The sequence below is a fragment of the Paraburkholderia sp. genome (assembly GCF_036488505.1).
In the GTDB taxonomy this organism is placed as follows: Bacteria; Pseudomonadota; Gammaproteobacteria; order Burkholderiales; family Burkholderiaceae; genus Paraburkholderia.
Map to the genome: position 1 here is coordinate 1 of NZ_DASXHN010000210.1, position 14,141 is coordinate 14,141.

The 14,141-nt window shown below is 66.0% G+C and carries 11 protein-coding genes; 2 read left to right on the forward strand and 9 right to left on the reverse strand.

Features of this window, described 5'->3' with window-relative positions:
• Window positions 1-84 precede the first annotated feature (84 nt).
• Window positions 85-1,026: a LysR family transcriptional regulator gene (locus tag VGH68_RS12635; RefSeq protein WP_331603960.1), complete on the forward strand. Its 942-nt coding sequence runs from the start codon at window positions 85-87 to the stop codon at window positions 1,024-1,026.
• Between the two features lie 86 nt (window positions 1,027-1,112).
• On the opposite strand, the gene VGH68_RS12640 is transcribed toward VGH68_RS12635, so the two are convergent.
• The 4 genes from VGH68_RS12640 to VGH68_RS12655 all read right to left on the reverse strand — a co-directional run bounded on the left by VGH68_RS12640 (window position 1,113) and on the right by VGH68_RS12655 (window position 7,015).
• Complete coding sequence (locus tag VGH68_RS12640) at window positions 1,113-1,415, reverse strand: hypothetical protein (RefSeq protein ID WP_331603961.1); 303 nt, start codon at window positions 1,413-1,415, stop codon at window positions 1,113-1,115.
• Between the two features lie 63 nt (window positions 1,416-1,478).
• Window positions 1,479-4,409 (reverse strand): DNA ligase D, encoded by a 2,931-nt coding sequence (gene ligD, locus VGH68_RS12645; RefSeq protein WP_331603962.1) that lies wholly within the window; start codon window positions 4,407-4,409, stop codon window positions 1,479-1,481.
• A gap of 191 nt (window positions 4,410-4,600) precedes the next feature.
• Complete coding sequence (locus VGH68_RS12650) at window positions 4,601-5,608, reverse strand: Ku protein (protein WP_331603963.1); 1,008 nt, start codon at window positions 5,606-5,608, stop codon at window positions 4,601-4,603.
• Window positions 5,609-5,779: 171 nt separating this feature from the next.
• The gene (locus VGH68_RS12655) at window positions 5,780-7,015 is read right to left on the reverse strand and encodes a cytochrome P450 (protein ID WP_331603964.1); all 1,236 of its coding nucleotides are present in this window, start codon (window positions 7,013-7,015) and stop codon (window positions 5,780-5,782) included.
• A gap of 228 nt (window positions 7,016-7,243) precedes the next feature.
• Between VGH68_RS12655 and serB the strand changes: the two genes are divergently transcribed.
• The gene (gene serB, locus VGH68_RS12660) at window positions 7,244-8,083 is read left to right on the forward strand and encodes a phosphoserine phosphatase SerB (RefSeq protein WP_331603965.1); all 840 of its coding nucleotides are present in this window, start codon (window positions 7,244-7,246) and stop codon (window positions 8,081-8,083) included.
• A gap of 217 nt (window positions 8,084-8,300) precedes the next feature.
• Here serB and VGH68_RS12665 read toward each other — a convergent pair whose 3' ends face one another.
• The 5 genes from VGH68_RS12665 to rimO all read right to left on the reverse strand — a co-directional run bounded on the left by VGH68_RS12665 (window position 8,301) and on the right by rimO (window position 14,074).
• The gene (locus VGH68_RS12665; protein ID WP_331603966.1) at window positions 8,301-9,485 is read right to left on the reverse strand and encodes a cystathionine beta-lyase; all 1,185 of its coding nucleotides are present in this window, start codon (window positions 9,483-9,485) and stop codon (window positions 8,301-8,303) included.
• A 169-nt stretch (window positions 9,486-9,654) separates the two neighbouring features.
• Complete coding sequence (locus VGH68_RS12670) at window positions 9,655-10,338, reverse strand: hypothetical protein (protein ID WP_331603967.1); 684 nt, start codon at window positions 10,336-10,338, stop codon at window positions 9,655-9,657.
• A 134-nt stretch (window positions 10,339-10,472) separates the two neighbouring features.
• Window positions 10,473-11,657, reverse strand: coding sequence for a beta-ketothiolase BktB (gene bktB, locus VGH68_RS12675; RefSeq protein WP_331603968.1), 1,185 nt, complete (start codon window positions 11,655-11,657; stop codon window positions 10,473-10,475).
• A gap of 68 nt (window positions 11,658-11,725) precedes the next feature.
• Entirely contained in the window at window positions 11,726-12,676 is a 951-nt protein-coding gene (locus tag VGH68_RS12680; RefSeq protein WP_331603969.1) for a sugar kinase, read from the reverse strand.
• Window positions 12,677-12,679: 3 nt separating this feature from the next.
• Window positions 12,680-14,074, reverse strand: a complete 1,395-nt coding sequence (gene rimO / locus VGH68_RS12685) for a 30S ribosomal protein S12 methylthiotransferase RimO (RefSeq protein WP_331603970.1) — start codon at window positions 14,072-14,074, stop codon at window positions 12,680-12,682.
• Window positions 14,075-14,141: the final 67 nt, after the last annotated feature.

Here is a 14,141-nt window from a genome sequence, read left to right on the forward strand (position 1 = left end):
TCGTTATTCTTTTGAGACCGCCATGATGACCGAAACATCTTTTGGGTTTTCAGAATAATGAACCTGCCCGACGCTGGCGGCCGCATGTTGCCCAACGAGCGCGAACGCCTCGATCTGCTCGACGTCGCTTTGTTCGTGCGCGCCGCACTGCTGGGCAATGTATCGGCGGCCGGGCGCGAGTTCGGTCTGTCGGCGGCCGTCGCGAGTTCGCGGATCGCGCAGCTGGAAAAACTGCTCGGCGCGCGGCTGCTGCATCGGACCACTCGCCGCATCAGCCTTACGCAGGACGGTGAGGTGTTCATGTCCCGCGCCGAGGCGCTGCTCGACGCGGCCGCGGCCGCCCGCGCGTCGGTCGGCCGCGCGCAGGCCGAGCCGCAGGGACGGCTGCGCGTGTCAATGCCGTCGTCGTTCGGGCGTCAGCATGTATCGCCGGTGATCAGTGAGTTCCTGCGCCGCTACCCGGGTGTCAGCGTCGACCTGCGGCTGACCGATCAACTGGTCGATCTGGTCGACGCGGGCATCGACGTCGCGATCCGGATCGGCGCGCTGAAGGATTCGTCGCTGGTCGCGCGGCGTCTCGCGGTGAACCGCCGCGTGCTGTGCGCGGCGCCCGCCTATCTGGCCGCGCACGGCACGCCGCATCATCCGTCGGAGCTTGCGCGCCACGAATGCATTGTCCTGTCGGATCAGCGCGACTGGCGCTTCATCACGCCGGCCGGCGCGCTCGACGTGCGCGTGGGCGGCCGGCTCGTCACCGACAACGGCGAGGTGATCCGCGACGCGCTGCTCGCCGGGTTCGGCATCGCGCTGAAGTCGACGTGGGACGTCGCGCGCTATCTGCGCGGCGGCGCACTGGTCCGCGTGCTCGACAGTTATCCGCTCGCGGACGATGTCGCGATCTGGGCGGTCTATCCGAGCCGCGCGTTCGTGCCACCCAGAACCATCGCGTTGATCGATTTTCTCGCCGCGCATTTCGGCGATCCGCCGTATTGGGACCGATCGCCGGATGAGCGTGGTGAGCGGTGAGCGGTGAGCGGTGGCGCGTAACGGTGACGCGTGCCGGGTGACGGTCCGCAATGACGCTCGGGTGCCGCGGTAGCGGCCCGCGTCGATCAGCGCTTGCCGGGTTGTTCCGCCGACTGCTTGCGATCGGAGTTGACGTCGCTATGCGCATCGTTCTGCGTGCGTTCCTGATACTCGCCGCCGCCCCGCCGATCGGTGTCTTCCAGTCCGCGTTCGAGGTCCTGATGCGCCTGTTGGCCAACCTGGCGCGGATGGCCCTCCTGCTGCGACTCCGCATCCTGATCGGCTTCGTGCGGCAGTGGCGCCGCGGCTTCCTGCAATGAACGGGGATTCTTTTCCGCGTGCGGATCGGCGCTCTTGTCGCCGTCAGTCGATTGCGGAGAGGTCTTCATCACGTGCTCCTTCGCTTGTTGGGTTTGCGGTTGGGTTAGCGCGTCCGTGAGCGCGGTATCCGCTCACTGCGCGCCGTCCAGACGTTTCTTCATCGCCGCGGTGATGCGCTGGCGCGTCTTCGCGTACCCCGCCCACGGGTCGCTGCGCAGCGCGGCAAGACGTTCATGCACGTTGGTGATATTCCATTGATCGCCGGCGGTCGTGCCCGCCACCTCATCCCATGCGAGCGGCACCGATACACCGAGGCCCGGTCGCGCGCGCGCCGAGAATGCGGCCACCGTGCTGGAGCCGCGGTTGTTGCGCAGATAATCGATGAATATCTTCTTCTTGCGATTCTGCGCGCCCATCTTCGCGCTGAAGTGCTGCGGCAGCGTGGCCGCCATATGCTGCGCGACCGCTTGCGAAAACTCCTTCACTTCGTCCCAGCCGGCGTGCTTCGCGAGCGGCACGACCACGTGCAGCCCCTTGCCGCCGCTGGTCTTGCAGAACGACTCCAAACCGAGCTCGTCGAGCAGCGAGCGCGTCAGTTGCGCGGCCTCGATCATGCGGTCCCAGCCGAGCGACGCGTCCGGGTCGAGGTCGAACACCATCCGATCGGGCTTTTCGATATTCGACGCAACCCCATTCCACGTATGAAATTCGACGGTGCCCATTTGCGCGGCGCCGACCAGCGCGGCGAGCGTTTCGACGGTAATCAGCGGTGGATGACCGGGATCGAGCCCAGGATGCTGGGTGATATTCGGGATCGACAGCTTCTGGCTGTGCTTCTGGAAGAACAGCTCGCCGCCGATATCCTCGGGCGCGCGCACGAGCGCGACCGGCCGGTCGCGCAGATGCGGCAGCATCCATTCGGCGACCGATTCGTAGTAGCGCACCAGGTCGAGCTTGCTGATGCCCGTGCTTTTGTCGATCACGCGATCGGGGTGCGACACGCGCACCCCGGCCACTTCGGCCTGCGCGCGCGAGCGCTTGCTGCCGGGCGTGGTGGCGCTGCCAGCGGTGCTCTGCGCGGCCGCGTTTTCTTTGGCCGCCGGTTTGCTCGCCGCGCGCTTTTTCGACGCGCTTTTGCGCGGTGCGTCGTCAGATGCGATATCGGTTTGCTGTTGCACGTCGGCTCCTTGTGTGGCGGTTTCCCTGACGATCTGGCGCGCCGGTTTGTCTTCGCGCAAGCTCACGAACGACGCCTGGCGCACGATACCGTCGCCGGTCCATTCGGCGAAGTTGCACTCGGCGACGAGCACCGGTTCGACCCAATGCACCGGCGTGCGGCTGCGCTCGTGCGGCGCGCTCGCGAACGGCATGCGCCGGCTGGCGTGCGCGTCGAGCGCCTGTTTGACCGAGCGCAGCAACGCGGCGTCGAAGCCGGTGCCGACGCGTCCCGCGTATTGCAGCCGGCCCGCGCTGTCGTACACGCCGAGCAGCAACGCGCCGAACGCCGCGCGGCTGCCGCTCGGTTCCGAATAGCCGCCGATCACGAACTCCTGACGGCGCCGGCACTTGAGCTTGATCCATGACGACGAGCGGCCCGACATATAGCCGCTGTCGCGCCGTTTGCCGATGATGCCTTCGAGCGCCATGTCGCAGGCGCTCTTCAGCAGTTCATCGGCGCCGAACGCGAAGTCGTTCGAGAAACGCAGCACGCGGTCGTCGACGCCTTCGAGCAGCGCGCGCAGCAGCGCGCGCCGTTGTTCGAGCGGCACACCCCGCAGGTCGTAGCCGTTCAGAAACGGCAGGTCGAACAGATAGATCACGATGTCCTGCGGGCGGTGCGCGTCGAACGCGTTTTGCAGCGCCTGGAAGTTCGGCACACCGCGCTCGTCGAGCACGACCGCTTCGCCGTCGAGCCACGCGCTCTGGAGGTCGAGTTGATCGAAGGCCGGCACCTGTTTGCTGAACTTCGCCGTCCAGTCGTTGCCGGCGCGCGTGAACACGCTGACCGCGCTGCTTTGCGTGCTTTCAGCGGGGTTCCTGCCGCTGCTCCTGCTTTTCGCGCTTTTCGTGCTTCGGGCGCTGGCTGCTCCGGCCTGGTGTTCGATACGCGTGAGCACGCGGTAGCCGTCGAATTTGATTTCGTAAAGCCAGTCGCTGCCCGGCGGCGCTGCGTCGACGAGGGTCGCCAGTTGAGGTTTCAAGCTCGCGGGCAAACGGGCTTTGACGGCGCCTTCTATCGATGGCGACGCCGCCAGTTCGCGTAGCGACTGAGCAGTGCGGGTCGCGACGATGTCGGGACGCTTGGGGTCGGCGCGGCTCGATGCAGCGCCTTGTGCCACGGCTGGCGCGCTGGCGCCGCTGGTTTCGCGGGCGGCGGGCTTCGCCGATGCGTTGCGCGCCGCGTTGCCGGCCGCTTGACCGGCACGTTTTCGTGGAGCCGTTGTGCCGGCCGCGCCTTTTGCGCCTTTGCCCGTCGACGCGCGATCGCCCAACACGCTGCCCGGACGCTGTTGCAGCACGTCGTATTCGCGTTCGTCGCGCGCTTCTTCATCGCGCTCCTTGATCAGCAGCCATTGCTCCTTGTCGCCGCTGCCGCGCATGTGGCTGCGTACGAGCGTCCAGCCGCCGTGCAGCTTCTCGCCGTTCAGCCGGAATTTGAGCTTGCCGGCCGCGTATGCGCGGGCCGCGTCGCCGACCGGCTCCCACGTGCCGCGATCCCACACGATGACCGTGCCCGCGCCGTAATTGCCGGGCGGAATCTCGCCTTCGAACGAGCCGTACTCGACCGGATGGTCTTCGACATGCACCGCGAGCCGTTTGACTGACGGATCGAGGCTCGGGCCCTTCGGCACCGCCCACGACAGCAGTGTGCCGTTCAACTCCAGCCTGAAGTCGTAGTGCAGGCGCCGGGCGTCGTGCTCCTGAATCACATACGACAGCGCGTCAGGTGCAACGCGTGCCGCGCTTTTGCGGCCCGCGGGCTTGCGGGCCGTCGCGCCGGCGGGCTCCGGCGTGTCGTCGAAGCGGCGCTTGCGGTGGTATTGATCGAGTCGGTCGTTCATGGCGATGACTGTCGTGCTGGCGATTGACGTGGGTGCCCGGCTGGCCGGTTGCGAATGCGGTTGCGCTTCGATTGCCCGTGCGGGCGGCGCTGCGGCGCCCGATGATCGGCGGTGGCGCCGACGCGCGTCAGGCTAACTACGGCGCGCCGCCGCCCGGCCCGGCGAGCGACACGGCAGGCAGCGCGAAGCGCTCAGGCCGCCGCGCGCCGTTTGCGGGCAGTCGATGCGGTTTTCGCGGCAGCGCGCCCGCTGCCGCCGCGGCTGCGAGGCGCGCTCGCCGCGCGGGTTTTCTTGCGCGCTGGCGCGGCAGCCTGTTCGCCGCCATCGCTGTCGGCGTCGCTCTCGGCCTGCTCGTCTTCTTCGCTCGCCGCGCGCTTGCGGCCCGTGGCGCCCTGCTTGCCCTTGCCGCGGCCCAGACTGCGCCTGAGCAGATCGGACAGGTCGAGAATGTCGGCGGATCTGGGCGACTCGCGCGGCGTTTCGACGTCGGTGACCTCCTCGGTCTTGCCCGCGCGAACCTTGCGCTCGACGAGCGCCATGATGTCGTCGCGAAAGGTATCGTGGTATTGCTCGGGGTCCCACGTGTCGGTCATATCGTCGATCAGCTTCTTCGCCATATCGAGTTCGCGCGCGGACACGCCAGCGGCTTTCATCCCTTCGGGCGGCACCTTGAATTCGTCAAGGCTGCGCACCTCGTTGGCCCAGCGCAATGTGTTCAGCGCGAGCACCGGGCCGAGCGGAATCAGCGCGGCCAGATGCTGCTTGTTGTGCAACACGACGCTCGCGACGCCGACCTTGCCCGCCGACTTCATCGCCTCGCGCAGCAGCGCATACACCTTCTCGCCCTTGCGATCCGGCGTCAGGAAATAGGGGGTGTCGAGGTACAGGAACGAGATGTCGGGGGCATCGACGAACGCGAGGATGTCGACCGTCTGCGTCGACTCGGGATTGGCCGAGCGGATTTCATCGTCCGACAGCACGACGTACTGGCCCTTCTCGTACTCGACGCCGCGCACGATGTTCTCGCGGCTGACGTCCTTGCCGGTGCGCTTGTTGATCTGCTTGTAGCCGACCGGATCGATCGTGCGCTTGTCGAGCAGATTGAAGCCTACTTTCTCCGACTGCGTCGCCGGATACAACTGCACCGGTACGTGAACGAGCCCGAAACTGATTGCGCCCTTCCAGATCATATGTGCCATCGCACGCTCCCGTGGGCCTGAGATATCGAGCGAAGCAGCAAGCGTGCCACGGGCGGTTGCCGCTGACGATGTGCGGCACGCTGTGGGCTGGCTTCGAGGGGACCGTGCACGAAGCTGTCATGGGGGTGTAAGTCTTGCGACCAGGCGGCAAAAGATACTGCCACAGCGCAGTCAAGGCGCCAGCACCACCGGCACTGCCGCAAACCCGCGAAAGCGCACCCGGCCGCCGCGCGTCGGCTCGCCATCGAGTCGGTATGCCGGAAAACGCTGCACGAAGCGGCCAATCGCAATGCGCGCCTCGAGCCGCGCGAGCGACAAGCCCGCGCACTGATGGATGCCGAAGCCGAACGCAAGATGCCGGTTCGGCTCGCGGCGGATATCGAAACTGTCCGGTTCCGGAAACTGCTCCGGGTCGCGATTAGCCGCGCCGATGCACAACGTAACCGGTGTGCCGCGCGCGAGCGCAACGCCGCCGATTTCCGCGTCGACGGTCGTCATCCGGTTGCCGAGCTGGTTCGAACTCTCGAAGCGCAAACATTCCTCCACCGCCGTGCCGATCAGCGACGGCTCGCGTAACAGCGCTTCGCGTTGGTCCGGCCATTCGGTCAGCGTGACCAGCCCGTTGCCGATCAGATTCGTGGTCGTCTCATGCCCGGCGTTCAGAATGAAAATACAGTTTTGCAGCAGCTCCGCCTCCGATAATTGCTCTTGCGGCCCTTCGCCCTGAATCAGCCGCGTCAGCACGTCATGTTGCGGGTCACCCGGCTCACGCCGGCGCTGTGCCACGAGGCCGCGCAGATAGTCGACGAATTCGTCGACCGCGCGATTGCCGCGCGCGAGCTGCGCGTCGGTCAGCGACGGCTCGAGCGCGCCGAGTATCGCGAGCGACCAGTCGCGCAGCGGCGTGCGCTCGGCATGCGGCACGTCGAGCAGATTGCCGATGACCTCGACCGGAATCGCCGACGCGAACTCGCCGATCAGATCGATGCGCCCGCGCTGCGCGGCCGCGTCGAGCAAGCTGTCGACGAGCTGAATGAGCCCAGGCTCCATTGCCGCGATCGCGCGCGCGGTCAATGCGCCGGCGATCAGCTTGCGCACCCGCGTGTGGCGCGGCGGATCGTTGAACACGAGGCTCGTCGTGTGATGCGCATAGAGCGGCGAGTCACCGTATTTCGGGCGGAACTCGACGGTCTTGTCGGAGCTGAACGTCTTTGGGTCGCGATAGACGGCCTGCACGTCGCGAAAGCGCGTCAGAAAAATCGAGCCGTCCGGCATGCGTTTAATCGGTTCGTGCGTGCGCAGCGCGTGATAGACCGGATAGGGATCGGCGTGAAACGCCGGGCTCAGGTCACGCAGATCGAAATCGCGGGCAAGGGAAGATGCATCGTTGGCGCTCGCCTGGGTCATGCGTTGTCTCCGTGTGGGCGTGATTCGCCGCGTCAGTATGAGCCGCGCATCGTCGCGTTGCACGGCCGGATTGGGTGGCCTGTGGCAAGGCCGCGTTGCACGGCGGATTGCAGGCCGGATTGCATGGCGGACAGACCGCCCGATGCGCCGGCGCGGTGCGCGGAACCGATACAATAGCGAAATTTTCCACGCGTACCGCGTTCCTTTCCCCCGCGTCACCGGCCGTCCATGAACCTTGTCATTCAGAGCATCGCGCCTCTTTGCACCGACCATCATAAAACGCTCGTCGCGCTCGCACGCGGTTCGCAGGCCGTCGTGATCGACGCGCACACGCTTCGCATCGCCGATGCGGACATCGCACAGCGTGCCGACGTGGAAGTGTATTGCTACACACATCAGCTCGACTATGCGTTCGTGCAGGCAGGCCGCGAGTTGCGCGACTACGGCCTCGTAGCAATGGACATGGACTCGACGCTGATCACGATCGAGTGCATCGACGAGATCGCCGACTTCTGCGGGCTCAAGGCGCAAGTCGCGGCGATCACCGAGGCTGCGATGCGCGGCGAGATCAGGGACTTCAACGAAAGCCTCACACGCCGCGTCGCGCTGCTCGAAGGACTGGACGCGAGCGCACTCGAGCGGGTTTATGAGGAGCGCCTGCAATTGTCGCCGGGTGCCGAACGGATGCTTGCCGGCGCGAAACAGGCGGGCCTGAAAACGCTGCTCGTCTCGGGGGGCTTCACATTCTTCACTGAAAAACTGAAAGCGCGCCTCGGTCTCGATTTCACGCGCGCCAATACGCTCGACATCGTGGACGGCAAGCTGACCGGTAAGGTGACGGGCGAGATCGTCAACGCCGAGGTGAAAGCGCGCACGCTGCGTGAAACGTGCGCGACGCTCGGTATTGAATCGTCACGCGCAATTGCAATGGGCGACGGCTCAAACGATCTGAAAATGATGGCTGAAGCGGGACTGTCCATTGCGTTCCGCGCAAAACCGGTGGTGCGCGAAGCAGCGAGTGTGTCGTTCAACTACGTTGGACTGGATGGGTTATTGCGCCTGTTTTGAGACGTGAAAGATTCATCCCAACCCGCCCCGCTCGCCGCAACCGGTAGTCGCAATGCGCACCATCGTAGCGTCGCGCAACGGCTTCGACCATTCGACCGAATGGTCAGTTGAGCGCCTCAATTCAAGCGATCAGCGATCGTAAAAAAAGCCCGCCGGGAGCACATCCCGACGGGCTTTCCAATATAGCGGCGAATAAGAGCGCGGAGATCTGAGCGCGTTAAGCCAGCGCCGCGAGACTCTGCTCGATATCCGCGCGCAAGTCCGCCTCTTCCTCCAGACCGACATAGAAGCGCACCAGCGTGCCGCGATACGGCCACTGCCCTTGCGTGCGCATCGACGCGACGTCATAGGGCATCGCCAGGCTATGCGCGCCGCCCCAGCTCCAGCCGAGCGAAAACAGTTCCAGCGATTCGCAGAAGGTGTCGATCTGAGCCGCGCTGTAACGCTCGTCGAACACCACAGAGAACAACCCGCCCGCGCCGGTGAAATCGCGCTTGAACACCTCGTGCCCCGGACAGTCGCCAAACGCCGGGTGCAGTACCGCGGCGATTTCTGGCCGGCTCTTCAGCCATGTTGCAATCGCGAGCGCCGCGCGGTCGTGCTGCGCGAAGCGCAGCTCCATGCTCGGCAGGCTGCGCAAAATTAGCGAACAGTCATCCGATGAAACGCCGATCCCTGTGCGCATGCGGGCGGCCTTCAGCTTCAGATGCAGTTCGCGATCGACCGTGATGGTCGCGCCCATCAGCACATCGCCGCCACCCGACTGATACTTGGTCAACGCCTGGACCGAGATATCGACGCCATGATCGAACGGCCGGAACGCGAGACCGGCGGACCACGTGTTGTCGATCGCGGTGATCACGTTGCGAGCGCGCGCCGCGGCCGTGATAGCCGGCACGTCGGGCACTTCCATCGTCACCGAGCCGGGCGCCTCGAGCCAGATCAGGCGCGTGTTCGGCTGGATCATGTCGGCGATGCCCGCGCCGATCAGCGGATCGTAGTAGCGGACCGAAACGCCGAAATCGCGCGCGAGCCAGTCGCCATGATCGCGATTCGGCGAGTACACGTTGTCGGGAACCAGGACGTCGTCGCCCGCCTTCACGACCCCGAAATACACGTTCGATATCGACGACAGACCGGACGGCTGCAGCAACGCGTGATTGCCGCCCTCGATCGTGGCGAGCCGCTGCGCGAGCGCGATCGAGGTCGGCGTCGCGTGCAGCCCGTAGCGCCATTGCGCGTCGTTTTTCCAGTCGAGCGCGCGCATCGTCGCCAGATCGGGGAATACGACCGTCGACGCGCGCGTGACCGGCGTCGAGAACGATTCGAAGCCCGGCGTGATCCGGTCCTCGGCACGCACGATACGGGTTTGCAGAGCGCGTTTGGGTTTGGATTGGGTCATGATGAGGTTCGCTGAAAAGCACAGGGAAGCATGAGGGAAACCGCGGCCGCACCGTTTCGGCGGATGCGCTGTCTCGCCACCACGTGTGAAGTAGCCGGCACCGTCGTCCCCACGGCGCGGCGCGAGCCGTTCATGCCGCGTGAGTGCCGAAGCGTGGCCGACGTCAGCATCAATCGCCGGTTTGCAGATTGCTGACGCCGCCGACTGCATGGCCGCCGGCCGCAGGGGCCGGTGCCGCGCCGTTCGCTGCGGGCGGCTGCACAGCGGGAGCGGTCTTCGTCGCGCCAGCCGCGGGCGCCGCGCCAGTACCGGTAGCACCGGCCGCCGGCGCCGCCTGCCCCGCCGCCAGCGGCTGGAGATCGAATGGCTGCGGATCGGAGTCATCGACGTTCATCCGGTCGCCTTCCAGCGAGCCGTCCGCCGCGAATTTGCCGACCCAGTTGCCGGTGATATGGGTGCCGTCGTTCGATTCCTCGACTTCGAGCGTATCGTCGACGCGATCGCCAGCAATCAGGATCACCTCGCCGGTGTCGGTGTACTGATACTCGCCGTGCACACCGGATGGGTCATCGGTCTTGCGGCCAAGCCGCAGCACGATCGGACGCTTGCCGAGCGTGCCGGTATAACGCGGGAACTTCGCGAATTCGGGGCTCGGCTTCAGCGGCAGCTGGATCGGCGGCGGTGCGGCGAGTTCCTTTACCGCGGCGCTCTGCGCCCATGCGTGCGACGGCAGCCACAGCCCGGCGCCGGCGCACAGCAGCGCGGCCGCGCCAGCCAGTGCGCCCGCGCGCAGCCGCACACCACGGGTTGCCACGCGCAGAGCCGCCCCCTTCATCGTTTTCGATTCCCGCATCGTTTCCATCCTCGTTGCTGGTTCTGCCTGATTGCCGCCTGATTGCCGACGGCGTGCTGCCTGGATGTTGCCTGGGTGCTGCCTGCTTGTTGCCGGATCACTGCCGAACCACCGCCCGATGCCGTTGCCCGCTGTCAGATGCGCTCGAACACCGCCGCGATCCCCTGGCCACCGCCGATACACATCGTGACGAGCGCATAACGTCCGCCGATGCGCTGCAATTCGTACAACGCCTTCACGGTGATCACCGCGCCGGTCGCGCCAATCGGATGGCCGAGCGAAATGCCCGAGCCGTTCGGATTGACCTTGGCCGGGTCGAGCCCCAGCTCCTTGCTGACCGCGCACGCCTGCGCGGCGAACGCCTCGTTGGCCTCGATCACGTCGAGATCGGCGATCGTCAGCCCCGCGCGCTCGAGCGCCTTGCGGGTCGCCGGTACCGGCCCGATACCCATGTACGCCGGATCGACGCCCGCATGCGCGTAGGACACGAGCCGCGCGAGCGGCTTCAGGCCGCGCTGTTCGGCGACACCGCGCTCCATCAGCACGACCGCCGCGGCGGCGTCGTTGATGCCCGACGCGTTGCCGGCCGTCACCGTGCCGTTTTCCCTCACGAACACCGGCTTGAGCTTCGCGAAATCGTCCGCCGACGCGTTCATCCGCGCGTGCTCGTCCGTATCGAACACGATGTCGCCCTTCTTCGACGCGGTCGTGATCGGCAGAATCTGGTCCTTGAAATAACCGCTCGTGATCGCGTGGGCCGCGCGACGGTGCGATTCGAGCGCGAGCGCGTCCTGCGCGTCGCGCGAGATGTCGTATTTACGCGCGACGTTCTCGGCCGTCACGCCCATATGGATCGACTGGAACGGATCGTTGAGCGCGCCGACCATCATGTCGACGAGGCGCGCGTCGCCCATGCGCTGGCCGAAGCGCGCGGCGGGCATCGAGTACGGCGCGCGGCTCATGTTTTCGGCGCCGCCGCCGATCGCGATATCGGCGTCGCCGAGCAACACGCTCTGCGCGGCCGACACGATCGCCTGCAAGCCCGAGCCGCACAGCCGGTTCACGGTCAGCGCGGGCGTGTGCTGCGCAACGCCGCCGTTGATTGCCGCCACGCGAGCGAGGTACATGTCTTTCGGTTCGGTATGCACGACATTGCCGAACACGACGTGACCGACTTCGTCACCCGGCACGCTCGCGCGCTTCAGCACTTCGCGCACGACGCGCGCGCCCAGATCGGTCGGCGCGATATCTTTCAGGCTGCCGCCGAAAGTGCCGATTGCGGTGCGCACACCGCTGACCACCACCACGTCTCGTTGCATCGCTCGCTCCTTGTCTCGTGTTCCGGAATGATCCTGCTGTCGCGTCCATCAGGCGCCGGACGTGATGCTCAACCCGCCAACACCCGTTCGACGGTCTCGCGCGACGGAATCGGCGCGACCGCGCCATAACCTTGCGTCGACAGTGCGGCGGCGACGTTCGCATAACGCGCCGCGGTAAAGGGATCGTCGCCCGCGACGATGCGCGCGACGAACGCGCCGCCGAAGCAGTCGCCCGCACCGGTCGCATCGACCGCGTTGACGACGTGGCCCGGCACGACGCGCCGCTCGTTCGGCGTCGCGATATACGAGCCGTCCTTGCCGAGCTTCAGCGCCACCACGCTCGGGCCGTGCGACAACAGAAAATCGACGATCTCGTCGCGACCGGTCAATCCTGTGAGTTCAGTCACGTCTTCCCAGCTCGGCAGACAGATGTCGGTCTCGCGGATCGCTTCGAGCATCACCGCGCGCGCCCGCGCGAGCGGCCACAGCTTCAGGCGCAGATTGGTGTCGAAGCTCACGCGCACGCCGTTCGCGCGCGCATACGAGATTGCTTCGAGCGCGGCATCGCACGCGCTCAGGCTGATCGCGAGGCTGATACCGGACAGATGCAGGACGCTTGCCGCGCGCAGCGCCTCGCGCGGCAGATCGGCCGGCGCGTAGCGGCTCGCCGCCGAGCCGGCGCGCAGATAGTCGAATGCGTGGCCGTGAGGGCCGTGGGACACGAAGTAGACGCCGGTCGACGCGAGCGGATCGACGCGCACGAACGACGTATCGACCTGCTCGCGCTCCCACAGCTCGATCAGCAGACGGCCGAAATGATCGGCGCCGACCGCCGACACGAAGCCGGTGCTCGCGCCCTGGCGCGCGGCCGCGATGCAGAAATTCGACGTATCGCCGCCGAAGCCTTGCAGATAGTTCGGCTGATCCTTCGCCGACTGGTTGAATTCGATCATCGCCTCGCCGAGCGCGAGGATCTGCGGTGTCGGGCTGTCAGGCCGTGAGGCCGCGTTCAGCGTCATCGCTCAGACCTCGCCCCACAGATCGTGGCCGTCCGCGCCGGTGATTTTCACCGACACGAAATCGCCGACCTTGTAGCGCTTCGATGCCTTGGTCGACGGGGCGATATACACGACGCCGTCGATCTCCGGCGCATCCGCCGCGGTGCGGCCGATGCCGCCATCGGCGTTGAGTTCGTCGACCAGCACCTTCAACGTCTTGCCGACCTTCTTCGCAATGCGTTTGGCCGACACCTGCTCGGCCACTTCCATGAAGCGCGCGCGCCGTTCCTCGCGCACGTCGTCGGGCAGCGCGCCGTCGAGCTCGTTGGCACTCGCGCCTTCGACCGGCGAATACGCGAAGCAGCCGACGCGATCGAGTTCCGCCTCGCGGATGAAATCGAGCAGCGTCTCGAACTGCTCTTCCGTCTCGCCCGGAAAGCCCGCGATAAAGGTGCTGCGAATCGTCAGATCGGGGCAGATTTCGCGCCAGGCCTTCACGCGCTCCATCACCTTCTCCGCGTTGGCCGGGCGCTTCATGCGCTTGAGCACTTCCGGATGCGCGTGCTGGAACGGCACGTCCAGATACGGCAGCAGGTGACCTTTGTACGGACCCGCCGCCATCATCGGAATCACTTCGTCGACGCTCGGATACGGATACACGTAGTGCAGGCGCACCCATGCGCCGTATTGCGCGGCGAGCTCGCCGAGCGCGCCAACCAGATCGGTCATGCGCGTCCTGATCGGCTTGCCGTTCCAGAAGCCGGTGCGGTATTTGACATCGACGCCGTACGCACTCGTGTCCTGCGAAATGACGAGCAGTTCCTTCACACCGGACTTGAACAGGTTCTCCGCTTCGAGCATCACGTCGGCGACCGGGCGCGAGACGAGATCGCCGCGCATCGACGGGATGATGCAGAACGTGCAGCGGTGATTGCAGCCTTCCGAAATTTTCAGATATGCGTAGTGGCGCGGCGTCAGCTTCACGCCCGCGGCGGGCACCAGATCGACGAACGGATCGTGCGGCCTGGGCAAATGGTTGTGGACCGCCAGCATCACTTCGCCGAGTGCGTGCGGACCGGTCACGGCGAGCACCTTCGGATGGACTTCCTCGATCAGTCCCGAACCGCTCGCGCTTTTCTTCGCGCCGAGGCAGCCGGTCACGATCACCTTGCCGTTTTCGCTGAGCGCTTCGCCGATCGCATCGAGACTTTCCTGCACGGCTTCGTCGATGAACCCGCAGGTGTTGACGACCACGAGGTCCGCGCCGTCATAGGTGCCTGAAATCTCGTAACCTTCGGCGCGCAGCTGCGTGATGATCTGTTCGGAGTCGACGAGGGCCTTCGGGCAGCCGAGGGAAACGAAGCCGACTTTCGGCGCGGCGCCGGGCGAGGCCGGTGCGTTCGGGAGGGTGGAAGACATGGGGACCGCTTGAAGACGTTAAACCTTGGATTGTAGCGGTTCGCCACCGCTACCGCTGGTAAGTCTT

What these genes read in the sequence shown, in the direction of transcription:
- VGH68_RS12635 (WP_331603960.1), top strand. Translation starts at nt 85, where the DNA reads ATGTTGCCCAACGAGCGCGAACGCCTCGATCTGCTCGACGTCGCTTTG.
- VGH68_RS12640 (WP_331603961.1), bottom strand. Translation starts at nt 1,415, where the DNA reads ATGAAGACCTCTCCGCAATCGACTGACGGCGACAAGAGCGCCGATCCG.
- ligD (WP_331603962.1), bottom strand. Translation starts at nt 4,409, where the DNA reads ATGAACGACCGACTCGATCAATACCACCGCAAGCGCCGCTTCGACGAC.
- VGH68_RS12650 (WP_331603963.1), bottom strand. Translation starts at nt 5,608, where the DNA reads ATGGCACATATGATCTGGAAGGGCGCAATCAGTTTCGGGCTCGTTCAC.
- VGH68_RS12655 (WP_331603964.1), bottom strand. Translation starts at nt 7,015, where the DNA reads ATGACCCAGGCGAGCGCCAACGATGCATCTTCCCTTGCCCGCGATTTC.
- serB (WP_331603965.1), top strand. Translation starts at nt 7,244, where the DNA reads ATGAACCTTGTCATTCAGAGCATCGCGCCTCTTTGCACCGACCATCAT.
- VGH68_RS12665 (WP_331603966.1), bottom strand. Translation starts at nt 9,485, where the DNA reads ATGACCCAATCCAAACCCAAACGCGCTCTGCAAACCCGTATCGTGCGT.
- VGH68_RS12670 (WP_331603967.1), bottom strand. Translation starts at nt 10,338, where the DNA reads ATGCGGGAATCGAAAACGATGAAGGGGGCGGCTCTGCGCGTGGCAACC.
- bktB (WP_331603968.1), bottom strand. Translation starts at nt 11,657, where the DNA reads ATGCAACGAGACGTGGTGGTGGTCAGCGGTGTGCGCACCGCAATCGGC.
- VGH68_RS12680 (WP_331603969.1), bottom strand. Translation starts at nt 12,676, where the DNA reads ATGACGCTGAACGCGGCCTCACGGCCTGACAGCCCGACACCGCAGATC.
- rimO (WP_331603970.1), bottom strand. Translation starts at nt 14,074, where the DNA reads ATGTCTTCCACCCTCCCGAACGCACCGGCCTCGCCCGGCGCCGCGCCG.